16 protein-coding genes are annotated in these 16,100 nt (G+C 35.9%); 4 read left to right on the top strand and 12 right to left on the bottom strand.

Annotation, left to right across the window (positions count from 1 at the left end):
- Nucleotides 1-8: 8 nt before the first annotated feature.
- The 11 genes from dnaJ to gpr all read right to left on the bottom strand — a co-directional run bounded on the left by dnaJ (nt 9) and on the right by gpr (nt 12,088).
- A complete protein-coding gene (gene dnaJ, locus FEU33_RS04615; RefSeq protein WP_146548248.1) occupies nt 9-1,139 on the bottom strand; it encodes a molecular chaperone DnaJ in 1,131 nt (376 codons plus the stop codon).
- A 479-nt stretch (nt 1,140-1,618) separates the two neighbouring features.
- Nucleotides 1,619-3,448, bottom strand: coding sequence for a molecular chaperone DnaK (dnaK, locus tag FEU33_RS04610; RefSeq protein WP_146548247.1), 1,830 nt, complete (start codon nt 3,446-3,448; stop codon nt 1,619-1,621).
- Between the two features lie 44 nt (nt 3,449-3,492).
- Entirely contained in the window at nt 3,493-4,086 is a 594-nt protein-coding gene (gene grpE, locus FEU33_RS04605) for a nucleotide exchange factor GrpE (RefSeq protein ID WP_146548246.1), read from the bottom strand.
- Between the two features lie 25 nt (nt 4,087-4,111).
- Nucleotides 4,112-5,125 (bottom strand): heat-inducible transcriptional repressor HrcA, encoded by a 1,014-nt coding sequence (gene hrcA, locus FEU33_RS04600; protein ID WP_146548245.1) that lies wholly within the window; start codon nt 5,123-5,125, stop codon nt 4,112-4,114.
- A 99-nt stretch (nt 5,126-5,224) separates the two neighbouring features.
- Nucleotides 5,225-6,358: a radical SAM family heme chaperone HemW gene (gene hemW, locus FEU33_RS04595; RefSeq protein WP_146548244.1), complete on the bottom strand. Its 1,134-nt coding sequence runs from the start codon at nt 6,356-6,358 to the stop codon at nt 5,225-5,227.
- A 14-nt stretch (nt 6,359-6,372) separates the two neighbouring features.
- Nucleotides 6,373-6,495 carry a hypothetical protein gene (locus FEU33_RS19250; protein ID WP_280524835.1) on the bottom strand — a complete coding sequence of 41 codons (123 nt, stop codon included), beginning with the start codon at nt 6,493-6,495 and terminating at the stop codon, nt 6,373-6,375.
- Nucleotides 6,496-6,950: 455 nt separating this feature from the next.
- The gene (locus FEU33_RS04590) at nt 6,951-7,181 is read right to left on the bottom strand and encodes a hypothetical protein (RefSeq protein WP_146548243.1); all 231 of its coding nucleotides are present in this window, start codon (nt 7,179-7,181) and stop codon (nt 6,951-6,953) included.
- A gap of 202 nt (nt 7,182-7,383) precedes the next feature.
- Nucleotides 7,384-7,533, bottom strand: coding sequence for a hypothetical protein (locus FEU33_RS18665; protein ID WP_186725728.1), 150 nt, complete (start codon nt 7,531-7,533; stop codon nt 7,384-7,386).
- Nucleotides 7,534-8,289: 756 nt separating this feature from the next.
- Nucleotides 8,290-10,125, bottom strand: coding sequence for a translation elongation factor 4 (lepA, locus tag FEU33_RS04585; RefSeq protein WP_146548242.1), 1,836 nt, complete (start codon nt 10,123-10,125; stop codon nt 8,290-8,292).
- A 60-nt stretch (nt 10,126-10,185) separates the two neighbouring features.
- Nucleotides 10,186-11,028, bottom strand: a complete 843-nt coding sequence (gene spoIIP, locus FEU33_RS04580; RefSeq protein ID WP_146548241.1) for a stage II sporulation protein P — start codon at nt 11,026-11,028, stop codon at nt 10,186-10,188.
- A gap of 52 nt (nt 11,029-11,080) precedes the next feature.
- Nucleotides 11,081-12,088 (bottom strand): GPR endopeptidase, encoded by a 1,008-nt coding sequence (gene gpr, locus FEU33_RS04575; RefSeq protein WP_146548240.1) that lies wholly within the window; start codon nt 12,086-12,088, stop codon nt 11,081-11,083.
- Between the two features lie 164 nt (nt 12,089-12,252).
- Between gpr and rpsT the strand changes: the two genes are divergently transcribed.
- The 4 genes from rpsT (at nt 12,253) to FEU33_RS04555 (ending at nt 14,924) form a co-directional block, all read left to right on the top strand.
- Nucleotides 12,253-12,501, top strand: coding sequence for a 30S ribosomal protein S20 (rpsT, locus tag FEU33_RS04570; RefSeq protein ID WP_146548239.1), 249 nt, complete (start codon nt 12,253-12,255; stop codon nt 12,499-12,501).
- A 300-nt stretch (nt 12,502-12,801) separates the two neighbouring features.
- Nucleotides 12,802-13,674 carry a DMT family transporter gene (locus FEU33_RS04565; RefSeq protein ID WP_146548238.1) on the top strand — a complete coding sequence of 291 codons (873 nt, stop codon included), beginning with the start codon at nt 12,802-12,804 and terminating at the stop codon, nt 13,672-13,674.
- Between the two features lie 337 nt (nt 13,675-14,011).
- On the top strand, nt 14,012-14,671 hold the full coding sequence (locus FEU33_RS04560) for a peroxiredoxin (RefSeq protein ID WP_146548237.1): 660 nt from the start codon (nt 14,012-14,014) through the stop codon (nt 14,669-14,671).
- 13 nt (nt 14,672-14,684) lie between these two features.
- Nucleotides 14,685-14,924 carry an LptA/OstA family protein gene (locus FEU33_RS04555; RefSeq protein WP_146548236.1) on the top strand — a complete coding sequence of 80 codons (240 nt, stop codon included), beginning with the start codon at nt 14,685-14,687 and terminating at the stop codon, nt 14,922-14,924.
- Between the two features lie 120 nt (nt 14,925-15,044).
- On the opposite strand, the gene holA is transcribed toward FEU33_RS04555, so the two are convergent.
- Nucleotides 15,045-16,055: a DNA polymerase III subunit delta gene (holA, locus tag FEU33_RS04550; protein ID WP_146548235.1), complete on the bottom strand. Its 1,011-nt coding sequence runs from the start codon at nt 16,053-16,055 to the stop codon at nt 15,045-15,047.
- Nucleotides 16,056-16,100: the final 45 nt, after the last annotated feature.

Raw genomic sequence — 16,100 nt, 5'->3', positions numbered from 1 at the left:
TCCTCTAATTATTCACCTTTAAATTTTTTCTTTAATTTATCGATTAATGAGCTACTCTGCTCATCAGGAATATCGCCTGAAATACTTGCAAATTCACGAAGTAATTCCTTTTGTTTTTCTGTAAGCTTTTTAGGCGTTTTTATTTTAACAATGACATGTTGATCACCATTACCATAACCATGGACGTTTTTAACCCCTTTATCTTTTAAGCGGAAACGGTCGCCTGATTGCGTACCTGCTGGGATTTTCATTTTTACTTTACCATAGATGGTTGGTACTTCTATTTCATCACCCAGTGCAGCTTGAGCGAATGTGATTGGTAATTCTAAATAAATATCATCTCCATCACGTTCAAACTTGTCGCTAGCACGAACATGGAACACGATGTATAAATCACCTGCTGGGCCTCCGTTTACACCTGCTTCACCTTGACCACTTACTCGTAATTGTTGTCCGTCATCTACACCTGCTGGAATATTGACTTTGATTTTCTTACGTTTTTTAACAGTACCTGTACCATGGCATGTTGAACATTTTTCTTTGATCATTTGGCCAGTACCTTGACAATGACTACATGTACGACGATTTACGATTTGACCAAATGGTGTATTAACAGTTTCTGATATTTGGCCAGTACCGTTACAGTACGAACATGTTTCTTTTGATGTTCCTGGTTTAGCCCCTGTACCATGACAAGTATCACAAGTTTCTTCACGTGGGATTTCGATTTCTTTTTCTTTACCGAATACGGCTTCTTCAAAACTAATCGTCATTCGGTATTGAAGATCATCACCCTTACGTGGCGCATTGGGATCACGACGAGTTCTGCTTCCACCGCCAAAGAATGAACTAAAGATATCTTCAAATCCTCCAAAACCTTCAGTACTACCAAATCCGCTAAAGCCTCCAAAACCTTGGTTCGGATCTTGATGACCGAACTGATCGTAACGAGCACGTTTTTGATCGTCACTTAGCACTTCATATGCTTCAGCGATTTCTTTAAATTTTTCCTCTGCCCCTGGTTCTTTGTTTAAATCAGGGTGGTATTTTTTTGAGAGTTTACGATATGCTTTTTTAATTTCGTCTTTAGATGCAGTTTTTTCAAGACCTAAGATTTCATAGTAATCGCGTTTTTCCATCTTCCACACTCCGCTCTTTTCACATAGTTAATATTGTATCATGTATCGATAAGATGACAAAAGCAATAATTTACAAGTCATCATTTTGTTGTCATTTGATCTTGCTTGCAGCTATCCTTCGTTAAAATAGTTCCCTAGTTGAAAACTAAAAGAGACTTCAAGTAGTCTTCACAGCCTAACAACTATTTTTCCTTAGAATATAGATTTTCAGGCGTGTTTGTCATCCAATGCTATTTATATAGATAATTGTCGATTCCCTCTTGACTAAAGCCTTGTAGAGAGAAATTCTATCTGTTATTGCAAGAGCGAACAATCCTATAACAAAGTTTTAATATAAAAAGCCAAAGCCCGAGAGCGGTCTTTGGCTTTTTAATATTTCTCAATAACGATGGATATCTGACTTGGATGACAGATAGCTGTTACGATTCCAATGTCGCGCTCTTATTTCTATCTACTGTAATAGGCGCGGTTCTTTATGATTATTTATCGTTTACTTCTGTAAAATCGGCATCAACTACACCATCATCTTTTTTATCTGTTGCGTTGCCATCTGCACCTGCTTGAGCTTGTTGTGCTTCTGCAGCTTTTTGATAAACTTTCATCACTAATGGTTGAAGAACACCTTCTAATTTTTCTTTAGCTGATTTGATGCCTTCGATTTCACCAGCTTCAAGTGCTTTTTGTAATTCTTCTTTTGCATCAGTTACTGATTTCTTTTCATCTTCAGTGATTTGATCACCTAGATCAGTGATTGTTTTATCGACTTGGAAGATTAATTGATCTGCTTCGTTTTTAAGATCAACTTCTTCTTTACGTTTCTTATCTGCTTCAGCATTTGCCTCTGCTTCTTTTACCATACGATCGATATCTTCTTCAGATAAACCTGAATCAGATTGGATAGTGATATTTTGTTCTTTTTGAGTACCAAGGTCTTTTGCTTTTACATTCACAATACCGTTTTTATCAATATCGAATGTTACTTCGATTTGTGGAACACCACGTGGAGCTGGTGGAATATCCGTTAATTGGAAGCGACCTAACGTTTTGTTATCTGCAGCCATTGAACGTTCACCTTGTAATACATGAATGTCTACAGCAGGTTGGTTATCTGCAGCTGTTGAGAATACTTGTGATTTTGAAGTCGGAATCGTTGTATTACGATCGATTAATTTTGTAAATACACCGCCCATTGTTTCAATACCAAGTGAAAGTGGAGTTACGTCAAGTAATACAACGTCTTTTACATCACCTGTGATAACGCCACCTTGAATAGCAGCACCCATTGCTACAACTTCATCAGGGTTTACACCTTTATGAGGTTCTTTACCAGTAGCCTTTTTAACTGCTTCTTGTACTGCTGGAATACGAGTTGAACCACCAACAAGGATTACTTCATGGATATCAGAAGCTGATAAACCTGCATCAGATAATGCTTGACGAGTTGGAACCATTGTACGTTCAACTAAATCTGCTGTTAACTCATTAAATTTAGCACGTGATAATGTTACTTCTAAATGTAATGGACCATTTTCTCCAGCAGTGATAAATGGTAAAGAAATTTGAGTTGTTGAAACCCCTGATAATTCTTTTTTCGCTTTTTCAGCAGCATCTTTTAAACGTTGTAATGCCATTTTATCTTTAGATAGATCAATACCATTTTCTTTTTTGAATTCTGCCACTAAATAATCAATAATTTTTTGGTCGAAGTCGTCGCCACCAAGATGGTTATCACCAGCAGTTGCTAATACTTCAAATACACCATCACCTAATTCAAGGATAGATACGTCGAATGTACCACCGCCAAGGTCAAATACCAATATTTTTTGGTCTTCTTCTGTTTTATCTAAGCCGTATGCAAGAGCAGCAGCTGTAGGTTCGTTAATAATACGTTCAACTTCAAGACCTGCGATCTTACCAGCATCTTTAGTTGCTTGACGTTGAGCATCATTGAAGTATGCAGGAACCGTGATAACTGCTTTTGTTACTTTTTCACCAAGGTAATCTTCAGCATATTCTTTTAAGTGCGTAAGAATCATGGCTGAAACTTCTTGTGGCGTATATTCTTTATCTTCAATTTTCACTTTATAGTCAGTACCCATATGACGTTTAATAGAGATAATCGTATTTGGGTTAGTGATTGATTGACGTTTTGCTACCTCACCAACTTGGCGTTCACCGTTTTTGAATGCTACAACTGATGGAGTTGTACGAGCGCCTTCTTTGTTTGCGATAACTACGGGTTCACCGCCTTCTAATACAGATACGCAAGAGTTAGTTGTACCTAAGTCAATACCAATAATTTTGCTCATTTCAATTTCCTCCTATAATTCAATTCATCAAATTATGATGTTTTCTATTCATTAACTTTGACCATTGCTGGTCGTAATACGCGATCTTTCAGCATATAACCTTTTTGCAATTCTTGTAGAACAATCCCTGATTCTTTTGTGTCATCCTTTTCTTGCATCACCGCATGATGGATGTTGGGATCAAATGCTACATTTTCTGTTGCAATTGGTTCTAAGCCTTCTTTTGTTGTAGCTTCTACTAATGAACGGTATACCATTTCGATTCCTTGTTTCATCGATTTGGCATCTTCCGTTGTTGCTTCAACTTGTAGTGCACGTTCAAAATTATCTAATACAGGTAATAAATCTGTTAGTAAATTTTGTGCACGATACTTTTCTTGAGCTACACGGTCGATCTGATTACGACGTTTTAAATTATCGAAATCAGCGAGCAGTCGTAAATAGCGTTCTTCTTCTTTTTCTAGCTTTTCTTTTAGCAGCGCTAGTTCGTCTGATTCATCTTCTTTAGCAGTTTCTTTATCCTCAGCTACAGTTTCTTCTACTGATGTTTCTCCAGTAGTTTCTTCAATAATGGTTTCCTCAGTCGTAGCTTCTTCGTTATTAACTAGTTGATCTTTTTCTTCTTTTGCTTGAGACAATTGTCATCCTCCTCTAATGTCGATCTTACCAGATTCGTTTTGTAAATTCATTTGTCATGAAATCTAGTATAGAAACTACTCGTTTGTAATCCATTCGAGTAGGACCGATGATAGCAATAGATCCTTTTTGCTCTGAGCCAACTGAATAAGATGCGGTAATCACACTGCAATCTTCCATTGCTAAATGACTGTTTTCAGAGCCTATTCGGATATGAATACCTGTTTCATCTAATGGGAAGATCGATTGAATTTGGCTCGTTCTCTCCATTAGTTCCATTAGCATTCGGACTTTATTTAAGTCATGGAATTCCGGCTGGTTAAGCATATTCGTCTTTCCACCATAGTATATTTTACCCTCACCTTGATATTTATGAATATCAAAGATTGACGATAGCAAGCCTTCGTATGCGCCTAAATGCTGTTTAATCACTGTCGCTGCCTCTTGCTCAAGCTTATTTTGAAGCTGCTCAAGCGGAACACCGACAAGTCGATCATTTAGAATGTTTACGACTTTTTCAATATCCGAGGGCGAATAATTCTTCGGTATTGAAATCAGGCGGTTTTCAACATGCCCATTATCCGTAACGATAATGGCCACGGCTGAGTCAGCTGTTAAAGAAACAATCGCAAATTGTTTTACTTTATGAAGCTGAACATCTGGACCCAAAATAATGGAAGTGTATGTCGTCAAATCTGATAAAATACTTGCAGATTTACGAATGACCTGTTCCGTTTCTATCACCCGATCTTGAAATAAGGATTGGATGGCTTTGATATCTTGAGTAGTAATAACTTGAGGCTTTAACAAATGATCCACATAAAATCTATAACCTTTTTCCGAAGGTACTCGTCCAGAAGAAGTATGCGTTTTTTCCAAAAATCCTAAATCCTCTAAATCAGCCATTTCATTTCGAATAGTAGCTGCACTAAAAGGTATTCCTTCCTTCTTCGCAATTTGGCGAGATCCTACAGGCTGTGCCGTCGCTATGAAGTCATCTACGATCACTTGCAAAATTTGCAACTGTCGATTTGTTAGCATGATCATCACCTCTCGTTGTTAGCACTCACTATAGAGGAGTGCTAATACAATTATTAATTTATCACCTCTATATAATGATGTCAACGAAAATGCATAGGTTTACAGCAAAAATTCTTCAAATACTTCATTTCCAACAAAACGACCATTTCGAGTAAGTTTTATATAATCTCCCTCGGTAACAATCAGCTCTTTTTGGAGAAGTGCTTGTAATTGTTTTTCATAAATACTTTCTATTGTACAGTTGAATTTTTCATAAAAATGTTTTTTGCTTACGCCCATTGTTTTTCGTAAACCTAAAAAAAGCTCCTCTTCTATTCGTTCTTGCTTTGTTTCGATATGTGTTTCATAAATCGACTTTTCACCGTCAGCAATAGATTTCATATATTTTTTGAGTGGACCATGATTGGAATAACGGATACCATTAATATACCCATGAGCACCTGCACCCATTCCAACATACTCATCATTATCCCAATAAATTTGATTATGGATAGAAGAATATCCTCTTCTACTAAAATTGCTAATTTCATATTGGTGCAAATCATGTTGCTCCATTTGTTGCATCAACACATCATACATATCAGCTTCTAAATCTTCGCTTGTTAATCGTAATTTTCTTTTAGCCATTAAGTTATAAAAAATAGTCTTTGGCTCGACAATTAAGGAATAAGCTGAGTAATGCGGTAGTTGAAGTGAAAAAGCAATATTCAAGGTTTCTTTCCATTGCTGCATCGTTTGACCAGGTAATCCGTACATTAAATCTATACTAATATTATCGAATCCAATACGCCTAGCTTCATCGATTGTGTGAAAAACATGATCATTTGAATGCGTTCTTCCTAATTTTTTCAATAGATCTTCTTGAAAGGCTTGTACTCCCAGACTTAGACGATTGACACCGCCTTGATAAAGCACTTCTAGTTTTTCTTTCGTTAGTTCATCTGGATTTGCTTCTGATGTAAATTCTGTGACATGTTCCAATGGTATATACATTTGGATGAATGATAGTAGTTTATTCAATTGTTTAGGTGATAATGATGTTGGCGTACCACCACCTAAAAAAATCGTTTCTATATTATGAAAATCATGATTCGCTGTCCACAGGCGCATTTCTTCGCCCAATGTCTCTATGTACTCATCAACTGGCTGGTTTTTGAAAAAAACTTTGTTGAAATCGCAGTAATTGCAAATCTGATGGCAAAATGGAATATGAATATAAATACCTCTAACCAACCTAAAACCCTCTTTCAAATAAAGTGAAACTTCCATCCGTGGGGGTTTTCTTCATCCCCCACTGAACTAGAGGAACGGAAGTGAAAAGCGCCACGTCCTGTGGCAACACCTGAGGGACCAACATCTTGTTGGCCCAAACCAATCGGACTTTACAGGCAGCCGATTCCTCCACTTACTTGTGTCTTAATATGGAAATCTAATCTTACTGCCTGTTCATATGGAGTCAACATTTTAATCGACATTAAATATAGTTTAATGTATTTTACACTATTCTCAAAATGTCTAGTACAACAAATATACAGCATACTGCAAAATTGGGAGAAACATATCAACTTCCCCTATCCCCAAATCACTATGCAGTGTAACTTCTTACAATAGAAGTTTCCTTCGTCCTCGATTGTATGTTAGTTGAATAAGTCAGCTTTTGATAGGTAGTTGGATCCCACATTTATTCCCTTCTTTTACTTAAGTCTTGGTATAAGAGTCATCAGTCGTTCATGCAAGATGAATATTCATGACCACTTGCTTCCAGCACAGATTATTTTTCAAAACAAAACCGTATGCATAGATTATACATACGGCTTTGTTTAAACTATTTCGAATATGTAAAACGATTTAAATTATAACATTCATCACACGCAACTTCTATTTCTATTGATCCTTTATCAATAAAAGTAACTTTTGCAACGTTGCCTGACATTTCACGTGCAGCATTTACAGTTGCTGTTGTAATTGGCGGATTAAAATATACGGCCTTCCATTCAAATTCATGACCACAATTAAAACATTGATGTGTGTCTTTAATTTTTTCGAGATTTTTCATGCTAATCGCCTCCGACTCTATTATTTCATATCTATAGTAGAAATAACCAATGAAAAAGTGTCGAATTACGAAAATATTTTCAGCGGATATGAACACGAAGAAGGCTCGTCTATTCCCACGACAAAACAGCTATCTAGAATGAAATATCAACCACATCGTTTCTACGTAAAAAGCATATTTTTCATTAAACCAATAAATACAATTAAAATTTACGAACATAATATATTTGATCCTGCTCTTTTACCTCATCTAATTTAGCTTGCATATGAGTGATATGGATTTCAAATGCTGCAAGTTTCGTTTCAATCTTTTTTAACAATCGCTCCAAGCAATCTACATCCTCTTTAAACATGATCGTATCACTCCCATTGAATATTCATATTTAAATCAATTCCATCATGCAGTTTCCTATTATATGTAGGATCTTTCAAAAAAAGAGAAAGACTCATGGAATGGATTCATTTACAAAGTTTTAAAATTCAAAATAGTGAACAACAACTTTGCATTCATCTATTATACAGAATTTTACATTGTAAAAATAGAGAAAATACTCATTTTTTAAAACAGAAAAGTATTACATTAGGACTATTTTTAGGATGTAATCATACAATTTTACTTTTAAAATATTTTATGTGAATCAATTTCATAATACAAAATTCAGATAAAAAACACGAACATTTTAAATCAACATGAACATTAATATTCAGAAATTTTTGTTCCGCTCCAGACGGCGCTTTCCACGGGCTTGGCTTCAATCTCCTCGTCACTACGTTCCTGCGGGGCTTTCAGCTCAAGCTTTTCCCGTAGGAGTCGCCGTCTTCCGCTCCACAACTATCAAAATTAGTTATTCTTAAATGTTCGTATTTTTTAAGAAGAAAATGATTTATGAAATTGATTCATGTATAAGGATTTTATGATTTATTTAGAGAAACCAATAATTCTGTTGGTTTTAAATTATTGTTACAGATAGGTACTTCCCTTATTATGATTGTTAGAGTCGATTTATCGTCTTTTGCTTACACATAGAATTGATAGATTAAGTCATAGCCAAATTAAAAGAGGAGCCATCTTCATAGCGTAGACAGCTCCTCCATCCATCTAATTATCATTATTTTTTCGATTGGTCATTATCCATCTTCAATACCGCCATAAAAGCTTCCTGCGGAACTTCCACGGAACCTACTTGTTTCATTCGTTTTTTACCTTCTTTTTGTTTTTCAAGAAGTTTTCGTTTACGAGAAATATCTCCGCCATAACATTTTGCTAGGACATTTTTACGCATCGCTTTAATCGTTGAGCGAGCTACAATTTTTTGACCGATCGCAGCTTGTACAGGTACTTCGAATTGTTGGCGTGGGATTAATTCTTTCAGTTTTTCGACAATCACTTTACCACGTTCATAAGCAAAATCTTTGTGGACAATAAAGCTTAATGCATCGACTTGCTCTGCGTTTAATAAGATGTCCATTTTCACTAGTTTAGATGGTTTATAGCCGATTAATTCATAGTCAAAAGAAGCATATCCCTTTGTACTAGATTTTAGTTGATCAAAGAAATCATAGACAATTTCAGATAGCGGAATTTCATAGAAAATATTGACACGTGTCGTATCAATATAATCCATTGTTAAGAAATTACCACGTTTACGCTGACAAATTTCCATGACAGCACCGACATAATCGTTTGGCACCATGATATTTGCCTTTACATAGGGTTCTTCGATACGCTCAATTTTTTGCGGTTCCGGCATCATAGAAGGGTTGTCCACTTTTACCTCTTCTCCGTCTGTCATGTGTACATGGTAAATAACACTTGGAGCCGTTGTGATTAAATCAATATTAAATTCACGTTCGATACGCTCCTGAATGATTTCCATGTGGAGCAATCCTAAGAACCCACAGCGGAAGCCAAAACCAAGCGCTTGTGATGTCTCCGGTTCATATTGTAAGGCTGAATCATTAAGCTCTAGTTTCTCTAGTGCATCGCGAAGATCATTGTATTTTGCTGTATCGATTGGATATAAACCGCAATAAACCATGGGATTCAATTTACGATAACCTGATAATGCTTCTGATGCTGGATGATCAGCAAATGTAATCGTGTCCCCTACACGTGTATCACTGACATTTTTGATAGAAGCCGTTAAATACCCAACATCTCCAACAGTTAAAAATTCTGTAGGTGTAATTTTCGGTGTATGTACACCCACTTCGATCACTTCAAATTCAGCGCCTGTTGCCATCATACGAATCTTATCCCCTGGTTTTACAGTCCCCTCAACAATTCGAATGGATGTAATGACGCCACGATAAGCATCATAAACAGAGTCAAAAATAAGTGCTTGTAAAGGCGCTTCGGGATCACCCGTTGGTGCTGGTACCTTTTCAACAATTTGCTCTAGTATTTCTTCAATTCCTATACCTGCTTTTGCTGAGGCTAAGACAGCCTCTGATGCATCCAACCCAATAACATCCTCAATTTCCTTACGAACACGTTCGGGATCGGCTGAGGGAAGATCGATTTTGTTAATGACTGGCAATATTTCGAGGTTATTATCTAAAGCAAGGTAAACATTTGCTAAGGTCTGTGCCTCAATCCCTTGCGCCGCATCAACAACCAAAATGGCACCCTCACAAGCAGCTAAGCTTCTTGAAACTTCATATGTGAAATCGACATGTCCTGGCGTATCGATTAGGTGAAAAATATACGTTTCTCCATCTTTAGCAGTGTAGTGTAATTGTACTGCATTTAATTTAATCGTAATTCCACGTTCTCTTTCAAGATCCATAGAATCTAGAAGTTGTTCTTTCATCTCACGCGCAGTTAATGCATGTGTTTTCTCTAAAATACGATCTGCTAATGTTGATTTACCGTGGTCAATATGAGCAATAATAGAGAAATTTCGTATATGTTCTTGTCGTTTGATCAGTTCTTCTCGATTCATGCGTTCCACTCCTATTTAAACTACTAGAATTATAGCAGTGATTCGCCTTATATTGCAATGTTAGGATGATGCTGGTTCCACAAACGCTTCTTCAATCGCTCGCGCTAAAATAGCGATTGAACGATTCAACTCTTCCTCATTATTTTCCACTCCACCAAGTTCAATTAAAATAATCTGCTTAGATAAATCTTGATTATATATGCCATTGACACCTGTACCTGTCTTTCTCATCACACCTCTAGAAATTCCAGGAACTAGACGATTTAACTTTTTAGATAATTGTTCTGCATAAGCTTCATTTGCTTGAAATTGTTTATTTTTTCCGCCAATAACAAGGACCATCCTAGCATATGGAGTCCCTTTATAAGTGGTAGTCGTTACTTTTCTTCCCGCAGAATCTCTATGAATATCCATGATTAAATCATAATCTTTTTTGTCGATCTGTTTTTTTACATAGGGACGGACTGCATCATACGCTTGGTAAAATGCCATTTGTTGTTGTTTCATAACCTTCATGGTATCAACACCTAAAACATCAGTGTCTATATGATTCTGTTTAAAATGTTTAACAAATAAATCACCTAAAGATTGTACATTCGTTGAATCATTGTAAACCGTGATCGTCTGTTGCTGTTTTTTCAGTATAGGATAGTATGCCTCATGGGAGTGTGTGAAATAAATTAACGTATTAAAAGATTTTGTCTGTTTTTTCTCAGAAACTTTTGTTGCAAGCGCTTTGTCTTTGTTTGCTGCGTAAGCGATTTTGGTGTCTTGTTTTGGTGATTCAATAACCGGTTGCTCTTCAGCCAAAAGCGGAACTTTCGCTGCAATAATAGGTAGTGAAAAAAAGATTGCTAAGAATAATACAATGATTTTCCATCGTCCTCGTTGCCGTCTTTGCATCCAATATCCCTCCTCCAATTACTTTATGGAGAAAGGATATAATTTAGAACAACTAAGCGACACTCAACCATCTTGTACACACGCTGGCAAGCATGGCGACATAGGCTGAAACCCAATCATCAATATTTTTAGGCGTTACAAATAAACGCTGTTGGCCTGTTAATACTTCTTGAAAAAGCTGGAGCCTCTCTTGTTTATCCCATTTTACCCACTCTCCAAAAATCGGCAACAACGTTTCTGTCAAAATTTCTGTATTTTCATCGACCGTAAAGGAGGAGACAGATAATGCGGATGAAGGTCTGTCCTTCTCTGATATTTTTGCTGAAATATATCTAAATAATGTTTCAACCGCATCTGTAATCAGCACTGGACCATCAACGACTGTTGGTAATCCAATTGCAATGACTGGACATCCCATAGTATCCTCAGAAATTTCCTTTCTCGAATTTCCCACACCCGCACCCGGTTGAATACCTGTATTAGTAATTTGCACGGTTTTACAAAGCCTTTCACTAGAATTTGTCGCAAGAGCATCAATAATAACGACTAAAGATGGTTGAATATTATCCGCAAGTGCTTTGACGAATTCACTCGTTTCATAGCCTGTTTGTGCCGTTACACCAGGCGCATATATAATACAATTATCCTGAATCACTTCATCCTGGTTATGCAAATGATCAATCGTCAACGGTCCAATTGCATCTGGTGTAATGGTTCGATTGCCTAAACCAATTATAAGAATTTTCTCTAGCTTTTCTTTGGAGTGGATTTTTTGAAGCGCTTTAACAATCGATTCTTCAAAAATTTGAAGTCCCTCTTGATCATTTGCTTCTAATGTTGGTACTGATAATGTAATATAAGTTCCTTCTTTTTTGCCAATATGTTCTTCGCCTTGTTTGGAAACTGTTACCTGTGTAACCTTTACAATTTCCTCCCAATTTTCTTGAATGTCGATTCCGTTTGATTCTCTTAGTTTTGTTCTTTCTTCTTCTGTCTTATGATTAATATATGCTTCGGTCTCATCTACTAGGTCTGTTGTTGACCATTGAAAATTTTCCATAAATCTCACCTCTGTTCTAGTCTGTACATTGTGTCAAGTAAATATTCTTTGCTTTTCTCTCTTGATTTTTCTATTAGGATTTTGCTATAATGGGGCTTGTTGTATAGACAAATGAACAGTTGAGAATCTACTCATCTCGATCCTTTTTAGGAGGTGAACCATTAATGCCAAATATTAAATCTGCAATTAAACGCGTAAAAACTGCTTCTGAAGCAAACGCACAAAATGCACAAGTAAAATCTGCTATGCGTACTGCTATCAAAAAAGCTGATGCTGCATTAGTTGCTGAAGATGAAAACGCAAAAGAATTAGTAAATGCTGCTATTAAATCACTAGATAAAGCAGCTTCTAAAGGCTTAATCCACAAAAACGCAGCTTCTCGTCAAAAAGCACGTTTATTGAAAAAAGCTTAATCCATCCTCATATGGATTCAAAGGGACTAGAGAATTTCTCTAGTCTTTTTTTGTTTGTGCGGTTTATCTCTCATATACAATAATTGTAAATTTTAGATATCTAATCTTTTGTTATTAGCCCCTCTATTTAAATGATTAAATTTGATTTATACTAAATGAAAATGACCATAGAAAGGAGTGATTCATATGATGTTTTCTCCGTTATTTGAACAAGATGTACCTGCAATCCTTCTTCCTTAACGGTTGAAGAATCTTTCTCCGTTAAGGACATAGATATCTATGAAAAACGGAGGAAAAAACATGAGAAATAAAGTAATAGGTGCCCTATTTTTATCACTTGCTGCAAGTATTTGGGGCGCCATGTATGTTGTCGTAAAAGTAGTAGTGGATGTTGTTCCACCTTTGGAACTTGTGTGGATTCGTTATGTGATTGCTGTCATTACACTTGCTATTATTGGTATTTGCATGAAGCAATCATGGAAAATAGCTAAAAGGGATTGGTTGTTGATTTTCCTTGTTGGTCTAATTGGTAATACCATATCGATTGTCACACAAGAAACAGGTACGATGTTATCCACTGCTCAAATGGGAGCGATCATCACAGCAACAACCCCTGCATTTATGGTCATATTTGCACGTTTTATTTTAAAAGAAAAAATAACGATAAAAAAATGTCTTTCTATTTTGCTAGCAACAATCGGAGTTGTCGTCATTGTTGGAAGTGGACGAATTGATGTGACACAAAAATTAGGTGGATTATCATTATTGATAGCCGCAGTAACATGGGCAATTATGTCTGTATTAGTGAAAAAAATCCCTAGTCATTATTCACAAATTGTTGTGACAACCTATTCGTCTATGATCGCTGTCATTTTATTGACGCCTTTTGTTCTACCGAAATTAAACGATTTAGACTATACTAGGATTGTTGATCCGACCATTTCTGGCGGTTTATTGTATTTAGGCATTGTTTCAACGGCTGGTGGGTTTTTATTATGGAACAAAGGTTTACAACTAATGAATGCCTCTAGTGGCGGATTGTTCTTCTTCTTCCAACCAATTGTTGGGGCTTTCTTGGGCTGGTTATTATTACAAGAAACTATAGGCGCTTCCTTTTGGTTAGGTACCATTTTAATTTTTAGTGGTGTGTTTATAGTTATGAAAGACGAATAGATTATATATTTAGTAAGTGCGTTTCTATTTGAAAGAGACGCACTTTATTTATTATGTGAAATCTCACCTTATCCATGCTTTGAGAAACTTTTATACCGAGCATAGAGTGTGAAAAGATTCGTTTTCATCAATCGCACGTAGCTTATTAATACGATTTTGATAGGTTTCAATTTCCTTCATTTATGCTTGTTTCCTTGATTGTAATCCATTCATCTTTGGACACATACTTGTAACATATACATAGTGCAAATGAATTGATTTTATACCCCCATACGTATACAATACAAATTGTAATAAGATTTAAATTATAATCATTACTAAATAGGAGGGATTCTCAATGATTGAGAACAATGTTACAAATGAAGTAAAATCTTTACCACGGATTGGATCAGTTGCACCTGAATTTGAAGCTGCCACATCTCAAGGAACACTTCGATTATCCGATTATAAAGGAAGTTGGTTAGTATTATTCTCTCATCCTGCAGATTTTACACCTGTCTGTACGAGTGAATTTATTGGTTTTCAAGAAATTTACCCTCAACTTCGTGAGATGAATACTGAATTACTTGGATTAAGCGTTGATAGTGTCAGCTCACACGTTGCTTGGATTCGTAACGTTCAAGAAAAATTCGGTGTTACACTTGAATTTCCGATTATCGCAGATTTAAATAAAGAAGTCGCTCAAAAATACGGTATGATTATGCCTGAAGAAAGCTCAACAGAAACATCACGTGCTGTATTTGTCATTGATGATAAACAAATTGTGCGTGCTATCATTTATTATCCACTTTCAACAGGACGAAATATGCAAGAAATCCTACGTCTAGTAAAAGCACTACAAGCAACTGATGAGCACAACATTGCTACTCCGGCAAATTGGCAAGAAGGTGACAAAGTTCTTGTTCCACCTGCAACAACAGATGAACTTGCAAATGAAAGAATGAATGATGATAGTATTGAATGTATCGATTGGTACTATTGTACAAAAAAATTATAAAGGAGCAATTACAATGGCTTGTGTGAATGAAAAAGGTCAATTAAGTCCTGCAGGAAAAAAACTATTAGGATCACTTGCAGTTGAATCTTTAACTACTCAAGATATTTCAAAGAATTCAGGGTTACCAATTTTTAAAGTACGTAGTAATCTACGTGAAATGTTAAATGCTGAGCTTATCATTGAAGAAAATAATCAATACAAAATAAGCGAAAAGGGTAAACAAATTTTAGAAAAAAATAACTTGGATAAATAAAACAGAGAATAAAAAGCGTGAGACTAAGTGTGTATGGTCTCACGCCTTTTTATCAGTTTCTATCAGGTATATTGATTCAAAAAATACTAGTTCATACTAACTCTTCTAATCATGTCATCCTTATAACGGTTTCATCAAAAATAATTCCAAAAATCTTTCTCTTCTTCCGCCCATCGATTTTAATTGGAGGTCTACTTCACTTAATCCATACAAAGCCTTCAACAAAGATTGATCAGATACTTTCCGTCTATCCTCTACGATTCTTTTTACACGATAGGGATTCACTTTTAGCTGTTTGGCGATTTGTTGTGGATGATATCCTTTTGACAACAAATAATACACATTAGACATTAAACGAATTTGAGAAGCTAACAAAGCAACGAGCATAATTGGTTCTTGCTTTTGTCGGATCAAATCATGATAAATGGACAATGCCCCCGAAACATCATGCTGCATATAGGCATTGAGCATCTTAAAAGCATCTTGTTCTAATGTTTTAGCCACCAATTTTTCTACTACCGAAACCGTGATCTTCTTATCCTCACCAAGATATAAGCAAATTTTTTCGATTTCAGATTGTAAATGCACCATATCCAAACCAACCATCTCAATGAGTTTAGAAATTGCTTCATCATCAATCGTTTTTCCTAATGAAGAAACCTCATTTTGCACCCAAACTGCTAAATCATGTTCTTTTGGTGTTTCTGCAAGCAAATAAACAGCGTGTTCTTTCAATTGCTTTGTCACTTTTTTACGTTCATCGAGTTTTTCATATGGTGCGATAAAAACAGTGACAGAGGTATCTGAAGGAAACTCAAGCCATTTCGCAAATCTTTTCAAATCATGATTTATTTTCTCTTTCGTTTTATCTGTAGCTTTTAGAAAAGACGCATTTTTAGCGATGATTAATTTTTTATTCGAGAAAAAAGGGATTGTATCCGATTCATCAATAACCATATCAACGGGCTTTTCATCAAGATCAATCGTAGTTGTCTCGATTTCTCCTTTTTCTTCAAGCTTTGCTTTCATACGATGAATCGTTTCCTCTATAAAATAGGATTCAAGCCCTGCTAATAGATAAACAGGTGCTATTTTTCCTTTTTGAATATCATTCCACAATTTTGAGAACATACTCTTCCTCCTAGCACAATACTATTCTTAGTATACATTCATTTT

The sequence above is a fragment of the Rummeliibacillus suwonensis genome (assembly GCF_007896435.1).
GTDB lineage: Bacteria > Bacillota > Bacilli > Bacillales_A > Planococcaceae > Rummeliibacillus > Rummeliibacillus suwonensis.
Note: the sequence above shows the minus strand (reverse complement) of the source record. Positions and strands in the feature narration are given on the sequence as shown.

Bases quoted from the DNA above. Each gene is read 5' to 3' on its own strand.
- dnaJ (WP_146548248.1), bottom strand. From the start codon at position 1,139: ATGGAAAAACGCGATTACTATGAAATCTTAGGTCTTGAAAAAACTGCA.
- gpr (WP_146548240.1), bottom strand. From the start codon at position 12,088: ATGGAAAATTTTCAATGGTCAACAACAGACCTAGTAGATGAGACCGAA.
- FEU33_RS18665 (WP_186725728.1), bottom strand. From the start codon at position 7,533: ATGTTTAAAGAGGATGTAGATTGCTTGGAGCGATTGTTAAAAAAGATT.
- holA (WP_146548235.1), bottom strand. From the start codon at position 16,055: ATGTTCTCAAAATTGTGGAATGATATTCAAAAAGGAAAAATAGCACCT.
- spoIIP (WP_146548241.1), bottom strand. From the start codon at position 11,028: ATGCAAAGACGGCAACGAGGACGATGGAAAATCATTGTATTATTCTTA.
- rpsT (WP_146548239.1), top strand. From the start codon at position 12,253: ATGCCAAATATTAAATCTGCAATTAAACGCGTAAAAACTGCTTCTGAA.
- dnaK (WP_146548247.1), bottom strand. From the start codon at position 3,448: ATGAGCAAAATTATTGGTATTGACTTAGGTACAACTAACTCTTGCGTA.
- FEU33_RS04565 (WP_146548238.1), top strand. From the start codon at position 12,802: ATGAGAAATAAAGTAATAGGTGCCCTATTTTTATCACTTGCTGCAAGT.
- lepA (WP_146548242.1), bottom strand. From the start codon at position 10,125: ATGAATCGAGAAGAACTGATCAAACGACAAGAACATATACGAAATTTC.
- FEU33_RS04560 (WP_146548237.1), top strand. From the start codon at position 14,012: ATGATTGAGAACAATGTTACAAATGAAGTAAAATCTTTACCACGGATT.
- hrcA (WP_146548245.1), bottom strand. From the start codon at position 5,125: ATGCTAACAAATCGACAGTTGCAAATTTTGCAAGTGATCGTAGATGAC.
- FEU33_RS04555 (WP_146548236.1), top strand. From the start codon at position 14,685: ATGGCTTGTGTGAATGAAAAAGGTCAATTAAGTCCTGCAGGAAAAAAA.
- FEU33_RS04590 (WP_146548243.1), bottom strand. From the start codon at position 7,181: ATGAAAAATCTCGAAAAAATTAAAGACACACATCAATGTTTTAATTGT.